General features: G+C 42.1%; 8 protein-coding genes, 1 tRNA gene and 1 pseudogene. 6 read left to right on the top strand and 4 right to left on the bottom strand.

Going from position 1 to position 11,359, the window contains the following annotated elements; all coding sequences use genetic code 11:
• Positions 1-2,505 (bottom strand): hypothetical protein (locus GX756_06260; GenBank protein ID NLC17461.1); only part of this gene is annotated, 2,505 nt, incomplete at its 3' end.
• Between the two features lie 143 nt (positions 2,506-2,648).
• Here GX756_06260 and GX756_06255 point away from each other — a divergent pair.
• Together GX756_06255 and GX756_06250 are read left to right on the top strand one after the other, a co-directional pair.
• Entirely contained in the window at positions 2,649-3,713 is a 1,065-nt protein-coding gene (locus GX756_06255) for a hypothetical protein (GenBank protein ID NLC17460.1), read from the top strand.
• A 25-nt stretch (positions 3,714-3,738) separates the two neighbouring features.
• Entirely contained in the window at positions 3,739-6,165 is a 2,427-nt protein-coding gene (locus GX756_06250; protein NLC17459.1) for a leucine--tRNA ligase, read from the top strand.
• A 111-nt stretch (positions 6,166-6,276) separates the two neighbouring features.
• On the opposite strand, the gene GX756_06245 is transcribed toward GX756_06250, so the two are convergent.
• Entirely contained in the window at positions 6,277-6,567 is a 291-nt protein-coding gene (locus GX756_06245; GenBank protein NLC17458.1) for an IS3 family transposase, read from the bottom strand.
• Between the two features lie 256 nt (positions 6,568-6,823).
• On the opposite strand from GX756_06245, the gene GX756_06240 reads away from it, so the two are divergent.
• The 4 genes from GX756_06240 (at position 6,824) to GX756_06225 (ending at position 10,822) form a co-directional block, all read left to right on the top strand.
• Complete coding sequence (locus GX756_06240; protein NLC17457.1) at positions 6,824-8,320, top strand: M1 family metallopeptidase; 1,497 nt, start codon at positions 6,824-6,826, stop codon at positions 8,318-8,320.
• Between the two features lie 144 nt (positions 8,321-8,464).
• A complete protein-coding gene (locus tag GX756_06235; GenBank protein ID NLC17456.1) occupies positions 8,465-9,793 on the top strand; it encodes an iron-containing alcohol dehydrogenase in 1,329 nt (442 codons plus the stop codon).
• A gap of 9 nt (positions 9,794-9,802) precedes the next feature.
• Positions 9,803-10,591 (top strand): HAD-IIA family hydrolase, encoded by a 789-nt coding sequence (locus tag GX756_06230; GenBank protein ID NLC17455.1) that lies wholly within the window; start codon positions 9,803-9,805, stop codon positions 10,589-10,591.
• A gap of 154 nt (positions 10,592-10,745) precedes the next feature.
• Positions 10,746-10,822 (top strand) — tRNA-Arg (locus GX756_06225).
• A gap of 109 nt (positions 10,823-10,931) precedes the next feature.
• Here GX756_06225 and GX756_06220 read toward each other — a convergent pair.
• A pseudogene (locus GX756_06220) lies at positions 10,932-11,108 on the bottom strand (DDE transposase).
• 111 nt (positions 11,109-11,219) lie between these two features.
• Positions 11,220-11,359, bottom strand: a 140-nt coding sequence (locus GX756_06215) for a hypothetical protein (protein ID NLC17454.1), incomplete at its 5' end; no start/stop codon positions are given.

Here is an 11,359-nt window from a genome sequence, read left to right as displayed (position 1 = left end):
GGTTTGTATAACCAAGGGCGGCATTTCCTCGCCTTTTCCAAATTTCTTTTCGGTATAAAGCGTCTTAAAATCAGAGTTTTGGTTTTGCTCAAAAACAGCGCGCGTTGCGCTAATAGCCTCGTTTTTCAGCAAATTTGCAAAATGCGGATTTTTTTGTAGCTTGATGTTTTCGCTAATAATCTGGTCCGTTATCTGAATGGTTATTTGTTCGCATTCTTCTATGTTTTTGGGGTCATATTGCGCAAATTTTTCCAAAATCTCGTGCAAAATATTGCCTATATCCACTGAATTAATATCGCCTATTGGCCGCCTTGCCAGTTTTAAAACATGGCGCATCAAATACATATAAGGACAGCAAAAATAATTTTCTAAGTGGGTCGCGTAAAAAGTGTCGCCCAAAATAACTTGAAATGCCGCCTTTTTAGGCTGGACGTCAAAATTTATATTAAGCGCCCTAGCAGCCGAAGAAAGACCAAGCCCCAAAACTTCTTGCCGTTCGTTAAGGGCCTTTTTATAAAGGCGCAAAACTTGCTTTTTGGCAGAGGGCTGGCTATAAAAATATCCTGCGACTTTTGGGATATCGTTTTGGGAGAGGCTGGGCAAGCTTAGCAATGTGTTATAGCTGTCTTCGCTGTATTCGTCATGATTAGGGAATAATTTTTTGATAACGCTCAAAAGGTTGGCCTCGGCGCATTCTTGGCCGTTTTGGCGTTTTGGGTATAAGAAATATAACCGTTCGCCGTGATAAAAAGATTGGATGAGATTAAACTTGCGCCTTTTGTTGATTTGTCTTATCTTGGGTTCAATTTTTATATCATATTCTCTTAAAGAATCCAAATCGTCGTCGGACAACAGCCCCAAATCTTTTTCCAAGGGCGGAAAACTGCCCTCTGCGCAATTAAGATATATTATCTTTTTGTATTTGCCGCACCTTATGCCTTCAATATCGGTAACGCTGACGGCGTCTATTATAGGCGGTATAACCGATATCTCAACGGCTTCCAGCCCCGCAAAAAACACCGCCCTGAAGTCTTCTATATCCATTTTATATTGGGACAAAATTTTGAACTCGTCCAAAACAGCCGCGAACTTGTCCCAGCACTGCTCGGCATAAGGCGCAAAATCATCGGTAACGAAAATAGTATTATATTCGCGCAATCTTTTTTCCAAGTCGTTGTCTTTTATAAATTTATTAATAGCTTGAACATAATCGTCCGTTACCGCGCTCTGTTTAAGGTCGCGCTCAAAAGGGCCTAAAATATCAACAAGTTTTTGGCGGACGCGCTCCGCGGTATCGCATTCGTCCGTTTGAGCACCTAGCTCAAAAGGCTCAAAGATGTTATGGGAGATATTATATTTAAGACAATAATTCTCAAAGGCGCAGGCGTCTTGGTAGGGAATGCCGCTAAAGAAGTTTTTGGCGATATGGGCGACGCCGTTATAATAATGCGTTCTGACCGCGTCAATGCAGTCTTTTATAAACGCGACAAAAGGATGGGCTACAAGCAAAACTTTATGGTCGTAGTTATAGCTGATGCCCGCTTCGTCCAATATCGCAAGGTCTTTGGCGTTCACATCGCCCACAATGGCTATCTCATAAAATTTTCCGCCCTCTTTGATATGCTGGGCAATAATTTGGCAAGCATGCCTTATCATCGTTGCGGGCTGATTGGCACAAAATACGCTAATTGGCGCGGGCTTGTGATATTGGATAATATTTCTTTTGGTCAAGTTTTGGTGTATATGTTTTTCAAACTCAGACAAATTACTTATATCAGGCTCTTTTGTGTCTGTTTCTATATAAGGATACAAATCCAGCCCGTCCGAAACCGCGGTCAAAATAACGCCTTTGGAATATCGGTCCAAAGTCTTGATTAAGTCCGCGGCTTGCGGGGTCAAGCTGTCAAACCCAAAAAGATAAAAATACGCGTTTTTGATATATTCAGAGCGCGGGATTTGCGCTTTTAACAGACTTAATTTTGAGCCCGCGTCTTGCAAGCCGTATTCGTCCAAAAATTGCTCGTATTTTTGGTATATGTAACTTATGTCTTTAAGTTTATTGTTAAGGTGCGGTTTGGGGGTTTGCACAGCTAACTGCGGCGATATCAAACAGCTTTTTAATTGGGTTATGGTTTTGTGCATATCGGCGGGAAAACCGCCTTTTAACAGCGCGCGGTTAAAACACAAAAAATTGCCTTGTCCTTCGCCGTTATTGTTTTGGTCTATAATTTTTCTTATAAGCATCGCTCCGCCGTATTTGGAAAGATATTTTGACGGAACGCCTTCGTTATATAGCAATCTATCAAAAGTCATTACGGAAATATCAAAAGAGCCCTGTTCGTCAAGGTCTTTCATCAGCTCTTTTTCAAGCTGAAGCGTGTATCTGTCGGGCGTTATAATTATATGGCGGATATCCAGACGCCCTCTTATTTTGGGGCGGGTTTTTAAAACCCGCGCGAGGTATTGATACGCGCGTATATAGTTAGGGAATATTTTTGTATCCATAACCTAATTTTATCAAATAATTGGAAAATAACAACCATAACTTATTTTGTTGTTGAAAATAATTATGAGTTGTGCTAGTATAGCTTTTAATAAATAATGTTTTCGTGTTATAATAAATGATATTATAGAGAAAAGGAATATTTATGAATAAAATCCGCGCGATATTATCGTTATTATTGATATTTTTGTTTTCTTGGGGGTGCGACGCGCCGCCGCCTTATATCAACTTAAGCCAGCCTTGGCAAGGAAAAATAGAAAAATCGGTATTTGATGTCTCATTTTATTATTATTTGGACCAAGATAAGCAATACCCTAATTTACAAGACCATATTATAACCGACTCTTTGGACGACAAGCCGCGCATAGAGATTGCGGACGGCGAATTGGAATATATTATAGAACAACACGACGCGCAAAAAAACACTTGGCAGCTTACATCGCGGTTAATAATAACCTATTTGTCCAAAGAAGATATCCAAGATATGCTGCAAGACGGATATAACGACTTTGAAAGCGCCTTAGGGCTTGCGGGCATAAAAAATCTTGGCCTAACCGATACGATGGTTTCCCAAACCATATTCAGCATGGAAAAAGGCAAGTTGTTTAACCCGATAAAAGTTACCAAAACTTTTGACATGCCCTCGGCAGAAATTTCTCTTGAGTTTTCTTTTGATTATCAGACCCGAACCTTAAGTTACGCGTTTGGCGACGATGAACAAACCAAAATGACTTATAAGCCCAAAGAAATCAAAAGCGGATACGACAATGAGTTGTTATTGCTCTTGACGCGCTCTTTGGATAGGCAAACTTTTGAGCCGGGTTACAGCGCGAGTTTTAGCAGGGTTTATAACTGGACGGACGCCGTGGATCGAGACGGCGCGATAACGGCGTATGCTATTGACATTAATGTCCATAAGGATTTGAAAAACATCCCCATGACAGATGAGTTTTTGCCCTTTGTACAAGAACACATAATCCCGACCGAAAACAAATTGCCTGTCAAGGAAGTCCAGATATCCAAAAGCTCGGCATACGAATCGGGCCCTTCGCTTACCGCGTGGTATTCCGTAATGGATGTCAACGCCGACGGTAGTTACGCCCAATCATTGATGATCAAAACTGTCCAAAACATTTTTGATGTCAACACCGCCCAAAAAGCGTTTAGCATATCTTACGATATAATATCTTTAGAAATTGCAACGGAATAAAAATCGCTATAATGGAGTTTTAGGTATGAACCGCAGAGAAATAGAAAAAAAATGGCAAAAATATTGGGAAGAAAACAACCTTCATAATTTTGACCCCAAAAACATTGACCGCAAGTTTTATGTGCTTGAAATGTTTTCTTATCCTTCGGGCGCCAATTTGCATATAGGGCATTGGTGGAACTTCGGGCTTTCGGATTCTTACGCGCGGTTTAAGAAGATGCAAGGATACGAAGTCTTTCAGCCTATGGGCTTTGACTCTTTTGGGCTGCCCGCCGAAAACTACGCTATCAAAACAGGCATTCATCCCAAAGACAGCACCTACCAAAACATAGCGACAATGGAGCGCCAAATCAAAGAAATGGGGCTTATGATAGACTGGTCGGCTGAAATTATTACTTCGGACCCGTCTTATTACCGCTGGACACAATGGCTGTTTTTGCAACTATACAAACGCGGTCTAGCCTATCAAAAAGACGCGCCTGTCAATTGGTGCCCCTCCTGCAACACGGTTATAGCCAACGAACAGGTGCAAAACGGCGAATGCGAAAGATGCCATAGCGTTGTGGAAAGGCGTAATATGACGCAATGGTTTTTTAAGATAACCGATTACGCCGAAGAACTATTAAACGACTTAAACAAATTAGACTGGCCCGAAAAAACCAAGATTATGCAGACCAATTGGATAGGCAAAAGCGTAGGCGGAGAGATAGAGTTCGCGACCGAGAGCGGTCATAGCTTTAGAGTGTTTACCACGCGCGCCGACACCTTGCCGGGTTTGAGTTTTGTCGTGCTCGCGCCCGAACATCCCTTGGTGGATATTATTACGGCGCCCGAACAAAAGCAAGCCGTGCAAGAATATCAAAAACAAACTTTAATGACCAGCGAGATAGACAGGCTTTCCACCGCCAAAGAAAAAACGGGCGTGTTTACAGGCGCTTACGCGATAAGCCCGCTGGATAACAAGCGCGTGCCTATCTTTATAGCCGATTATGTGTTATACACTTACGGGACGGGAGCCGTTATGGGCGTGCCCGCACACGACGAGAGGGATTTTGTTTTCGCGCAAAAATACAACTTGCCTATAACGCGTGTCATAAAAAGCGCGGACGGCTCGCCCGACGACTTGCCCTACACAGAATACGGCATTATGGTAAACAGCGGCATGTTTGACGGGCTGACAAGCGAAGAAGGCCAGCGCAAAGTAATAGAATACCTTAGCAAAATCAACAAGGGCGAACAAAAAGTCAATTACCGCTTGCGCGACTGGTCGGTAAGCAGGCAAAGGTTTTGGGGCTGCCCTATACCTATCATACATTGCCAAGATTGCGGCGCCGTGCCCGTGCCCGAAGACCAGCTGCCCGTAGAACTGCCTTATGATGTCAATTTTACGCCTGACGGGCAATCGCCGCTCAAAAAACATGAAAGATATATCAATGTAAAATGCCCCGTTTGCAAAAGGGACGCCAAAAGGGATCCCGACACCTTGGACACTTTTGTGTGCTCTTCTTGGTATTTTTTGCGCTATCCCAACGCGCATAACGACAAAGCCGCTTTTGACAAAGAATACACCAACAAAATAATGCCCGTGGATAAATATATCGGCGGCTCCGAACACGCCGTAGGGCATTTGTTGTATTCTAGATTTATCGTCAAAGCCCTGCGGGATATGGGCTATCTTGACTTTGACGAGCCGTTTTTGTCGTTGGTGCACCAAGGCATGATTTTGGGTCCTGACGGATACCGCATGTCCAAAAGCAGAGGCAATACCATTAATCCCGACGACTATATCAAAGATTATGGCTCGGATATTTTTAGGCTTTATCTTGCTTTTGGCTTTAACTATACTGACGGCGGGCCTTGGAATGACGAGGGCATAAGGGCTATGGAGCGTTTTAGCGAAAGGGTAGACCGCATAGTCCAAAAATATAAAGACTGCCAAGCAAGCTCAAAAGCATATGGCGAGGCTGAAAAAGAATTGGACTATGTTTTGCACAACGCCATAAAAGAAGTTAGGGCGGATTACGAGACTTTTTCGTTCAATACGGCGATGGCGCGGATTATGGAGCTTGTCAACGCCATATACAAATACGATTCTTTGCCCGATGCCGATCAAGGCTTCGCAAAAAGCGTGATTACAACCTTAATCAAGCTGTTAGCGCCCTTGGCGCCGCACATGTGCGAAGAATGGTATGAGATGCTGGGCAACAAGCCTTCTATATTCAGTCAAAGCTTCCCCGAATACGACGAGTCCAAATTATTTAAAGACCAAATTGAAATCGCCGTTCAAATTAATGGAAAACTAAGGGGCACGGTTGTGACGCCCTCAAATGCTTCTCAAGAACAGGTTAAGCAGATCGTCTTTGAAAGCCCTCAAATCGCCAAATACCTTGAAGGCAAGACGCCCAAAAAGGTCATAGTAATACCTGGACGGATAGTGAATATAGTCATATAAGGAATAAGCGTGGAAGCGGCGTTAAGAAATAACCTCGCTACAAAAATAGTTAAAAATATAGTCATATAAGGAATATAAGAAATGAAATAAACCCCAAAGTTTGGACAAAAATTAATAAAATATATGAGAGTGAGTTCGGTATTGAACCGGGCTCATTTTCAGTTTAAGGGATATTCTTTTATTGTTGTAGTAATCGATGTATTCATGCAGTCTGCTGATGAGTTCATCGGCAGAGGAAAAAAACTCACCATAGTACATCTCTACCTTCAGTCTTTCTTTTGTCAAACCTTCTTCTCCTTCCTCTAAATATATGCGCTCCCAAGCCTGTGGCCTTTTTTCCGAAATATTATATTTCCGACATAGCTCTCTATAGCTCAGCTTGTTCTCGCGCATATCCAGTATAACAGATAACTTGAACTTCGCGCTATACTTCTTGTTCTTTTCATTTCTCTTTCCCATAAAAAAATGCACCTCCAAATGTGTCTAACTTTTGGGGTGCATATCAAAAAACAGCGGTTTTTATTTTTTTAGCCTTATATAATTTTATCGCCTATAAACTATTATTTTGACAAGATAGCGCCCAAAAGGTGCTAAACCATCCGCCTTGATTCATAAAATATAAAACTACCCTTTATTAAAAGGGCAATAGGATGGATAAATGAAAAAGTCAAATTATATAATCAAAAAAATAACGCTTCTGCTGGCGCTTTTATTGGCGTTTATTGCCTCTTCTTGCCGAACGGAGCTCCAAAAGGTTTCCAAAGACCTGACCACATACGCGATTACGGCCAGATACGACGAATTCAACCACGCGATTACGGCAAGCCAAAAAATAAAATATGTCAATAATTATGATGTCCCTTTAAAAGAACTAAAACTGCATCTTTACCCAAACGCTTTCAGAGAAGGCGCCAAAATCAAGCCCGTGTCCGAGAGCGCGCAGTCTAGGGCGTATCCTAAAGGCCCGTCTTACGGCGACATAATAATAAACGAAGTTTATGTCGCGGGCAAAAAGGCGGATTTTAACATAGGCGGGGAAGACCGCAACATTATGACCGTCAAGTTTCCTATGGACTTATATCCCAGCGCGTGCTTTACTATAGAATTTGATTTTTTGCTTAGGCTCGCGCATACTCCGCATAGGCTGGGTTATACCGATAAGTGCGTTAATTTGGGTAATTGGTTTCCCATAGCCTGCGTCTATGAAGACGGCGGCTTTGCGACCTACGCCTATTACCCTAACGGCGACCCGTTTTATTCGGAGATTGCCAATTTTAATATTGAATTGACTCTTAGTAGCGACTTTTTTGTGGCGGCGACGGGCAGAAACACGGGCACGCGGCTTCAAGGCAAAACCAAGACCTTAAACTTTGAGGCGCTGGCGGTTAGGGATTTTGCTTTTGTTTTGAGCAAAGAGTTTTCATCCATAAGCTCAAGCGCGGGCAATATAATGGTCACATATTTTTATTATGACGATCAAGAGCCTGAAAGATATCTTAAGACCGCCATAGACGCTGTCAATACATTTTCCAGGCTATTTGGGCAATACCCTTATCCGCATCTTAATGTGGTCAAAACGCCCTTTATTTATGGCGGGATGGAATACCCCTGCCTCATCTATGTTTCGGACAGCATTACGGACCAAGACGCCTATAAGGAAATTATAGTTCATGAGACGGCGCACCAATGGTGGTATGGCGTCGTAGGCAACGACCAAGTAAAATATGGCTGGCTGGACGAAGGCTTGACAGAGTATACCACGTCGTTGTTTTACGAGAAAAATCCGTCATACAACCAAGAAATCTCAAGCAGGATAATGCAGGCTTTGCAGTCATATCTTGTTTATGTGGAAATGCATAAGAATGTATACGGCGAGGTTGACACCAGCATGAACCGGCCCAGCTACGCGTACAAAACCGAATATGAATATGTGTATATGACTTATGTAAAGGGCGAATTGATGTTTTATAACATACGAAACATTATTGGCGACAAAGCTTTTTTTGACTCGCTAAAAAGATACTACGAGCGGACCAAATACAAGATCGCGAGGCCCAAAGATTTGATAGGCGCGTTTGAAGACACCAGCAAAAAAGATCTGGAAGGCGTCTTTGACGCGTGGCTGGAAGGAAAAGTCTATCTTGGCGATTGGTAAAGGCGGTATTTTTATAATTTTAGGTCAATAATTACTATAACGCATACATATTGTTCGACAAAGACCGAAGTATTTTTGCAATCCCAAGCGTTATAATATATTGCGCTTGACTAAAAATTTAGGGAAGCGCAAAAAACAAATAATATGACCGATTTGAGCGCCATAAACACCGCCAAAATCCAAGACTTTGTCAATAAGACTATTACGGTAAGCGGCAAGCAAGCCTCGTTGCTTGTCAAAGACATTATTATAGACGATAATCCTATAAGCCGATTTTGCGAGTCTGTATGCCAAAACATCGGACAAAATTTAAAGATATTATTTGTAACTAGCCAAAATTTTCAATCTTTAGCCCAAGATCTTAAAGATTATTTTGAGGCAAAAGGCTTTTTGGGTCAGCTTTATTTATTCCCGGAAATAAGGGTTGAATTAAAAACCGCCCGAAAACTCGCGTCTTCAAAACAAGACGATATTAGGGTTATTATAGGGATAGGCGATAAAAATGCAATAGAAGCCGCCAAGATCGCAAGCTCATTATGTTCTTTGCCGCTCGCCTTGTATTATGCTACGCCGGAGTGCGACGGGGCGCTAACTGGTTATGCCCAAGCTTATCATAATAATGTAAAAGAATTGTTTGAGACCTTATGCGCTTCTGTTGTTTGCGTTGATATGTCGTCAATTAGCAAATGTTCGCAAGATTATATCGGCTCAGGGTTAGGAATGCTTGCTTCAAAATATTTGGCTTTGTTTGACTGGTATTTTTCGCATGTTTTTAGCTTGCAAAAATTTGATTATAGGATATGCGAGGCCGCGCTAAGCATACTTAATTGTTTTTTAAAGTTTTCGCCTGAATTACTAAAAAAAGAGAAAACAGCCTATTTTGAATTGATACAAACCCAGCTCAAAATATCTGCTTTGGCGCAGCTAAGCCAATCCACAGCGCTTATGGGCGGCGGGCATACGGGCGCTCTTAATGTCTTGGAGATGTTCTTTCATAAAGAAAACCGGCCTTTGCGCATTGAGGGGGAGAATTTGTTTTTATGCTCCAAAATAATTATGCGGGCGGATAAGCTATGGCTTAGCAATTTAAAATCGGGGGATTTTGTTTGTCCGCCCGATAACACTTTAAGATTGGAAAAATTTACCGATTATTTGGGGATTGGTGAGCTAGCGGCGCTAGATAAAATTTTGGTCTTGGACGACTATGAGCAATGGGAGATTATGCAATATAAATGGGCGGAATACAATCAAGACCTGAACAAAAAGATAGCGCGGTATTCAAATTATTTTGAAAAATACGAGCGGGCCTTCAAGCGCGTATACGACGATGCGGGATTTTGGACCACCAAATATTTGACAGATGCCGATATAATGCTTATGATTGGATTAGCGCCCGACACGCTGAAAAGTTTTTGTTTAATATCGTTTGTCAAATTAACGGGGCAATTGGACAAGTATTTGGAAGGAGTCTAAAAATTATTTATGCCAAATAGGCTAAAGGACGCCGAGCTGTTTTTGCTGGATATGGACGGGACTATATACTTGGGCAATCAAGCAATAGACGGCGCGGCCAAAACTATAAGCAAATTAAAAAGCCTCAATAAAAAAATATGCTATCTTACCAACAACAGCTCAAAAAGCGCGCGGCAATATCTTTATAAACTTCGCGGCTTGGGTTTTGACGCCGAGATAGACCAAATCGTAACCAGCGGAATTGTCGCGGCGGATTACATATCAAGATTTTTTAAGGGTTATTCGGTCTATCTTTTTGGCACAGACGAATTAAAGAGCGAGTTTGAGTCGCATGGGATAAAACTTGTCCAAGACAATCCCCAAATCGTTGTGATAGGCTTTCATACCAAGATGACTTACGACGAGCTGGACTTGGCTTGCAAATATATAAGACAGGGCAAGCTGTTTTTTGCCACGCATCCCGACAAAAACTGCCCGACGGACGAGGGCTTTATGCCCGATACGGGGTCTTTTTTGAGCCTTATATATACAAGCACAAACAGAAAGCCGTCAAAAATTTTTGGCAAGCCTTATAAATATATGGTCAATTATTTAAAAAGCAAGTTTTTGACCAAAGCGCAAAATATCGCCATGGTCGGCGACCGTCTAAGCACGGATATCAAATTCGCGAAAAAATTTGGAATGATTAGCGTTTTGGTGCTAAGCGGCGAAACCGACCAAAAGATGCTTCAAGATTTTGGCATTGCGCCCGATTTGGTTTTTGATTCCATAAAAGACTTGGCGGATATTTTTGATTGATTTTTAACATAATCAGGCAACGCGGTTAGGATTGACAACGCTGCGCAATCTAAACTATAATAAATTACCGATTGAATTTGTTGATAAAATTTTTTGTTTGAAATATAATAATTGGTCCTTGGTTTTGTACTTATTTACATATAAAACAATATACGCGCCCGTAGTTCAGCTGGATAGAACGCTTGTTTCCGATGCAAGAGGCCAGGGGTTCAAATCCCTTCGGGCGCGCCAGACCTCGTCCGAAAAGTCCGGTTTTTGCCGGACTTTTGGCATGTTTTCGGACAGATTTTGAGGGGTTTTTGGTGATTATTAAATTAGAAAAGATGTGGGTATATGGGATTTATCCCTTTATTGCCGCAAGCAGTTTGTCAAATCCCGCTATGTTAAGCGCTCTTTTGAGATTGTAGGCAAGAAAACTCAGTCCCAGCTCCGCTGATACCTTCTCTTTGCCCCTGCAAAGCAGATAATATGCTCCATGGTGCCATTTCACCGTACCGAAAGGGTGTTCCGACAGGCATTTTCGCTCTTTAAGCTTCTTTCTGTCAGGCTTGAGCCTTATTTATGCCGTTGTATATGCAGTTTAATATATCCGCGCGGCTTTCTTAACCCTTGTCGGCAACCACCTCTATCACTTCGGTTTGCAATGGGTCTTGCCGCTCTCGTCAAGGTGTTTTAAGTATCCCTCATATTTCTCCCTGCGCTGTTTTAAAACAGCGACAGCTTCCTTTACTGCTCCGCCAAAAGAGTAGGGGTATCCTCTTCGCTTTG

The sequence above is a fragment of the Clostridiales bacterium genome (assembly GCA_012512255.1).
Lineage (GTDB): Bacteria > Bacillota > Clostridia > Christensenellales > DUVY01 > DUVY01.
The sequence above is the reverse complement of the archived record's forward strand: the minus strand, read 5'-3'. Positions and strand labels throughout refer to the sequence as shown.

Bases quoted from the DNA above. Each gene is read 5' to 3' on its own strand.
- GX756_06240 (NLC17457.1), top strand. From the start codon at position 6,824: ATGAAAAAGTCAAATTATATAATCAAAAAAATAACGCTTCTGCTGGCG.
- GX756_06230 (NLC17455.1), top strand. From the start codon at position 9,803: ATGCCAAATAGGCTAAAGGACGCCGAGCTGTTTTTGCTGGATATGGAC.
- GX756_06250 (NLC17459.1), top strand. From the start codon at position 3,739: ATGAACCGCAGAGAAATAGAAAAAAAATGGCAAAAATATTGGGAAGAA.
- GX756_06255 (NLC17460.1), top strand. From the start codon at position 2,649: ATGAATAAAATCCGCGCGATATTATCGTTATTATTGATATTTTTGTTT.
- GX756_06235 (NLC17456.1), top strand. From the start codon at position 8,465: ATGACCGATTTGAGCGCCATAAACACCGCCAAAATCCAAGACTTTGTC.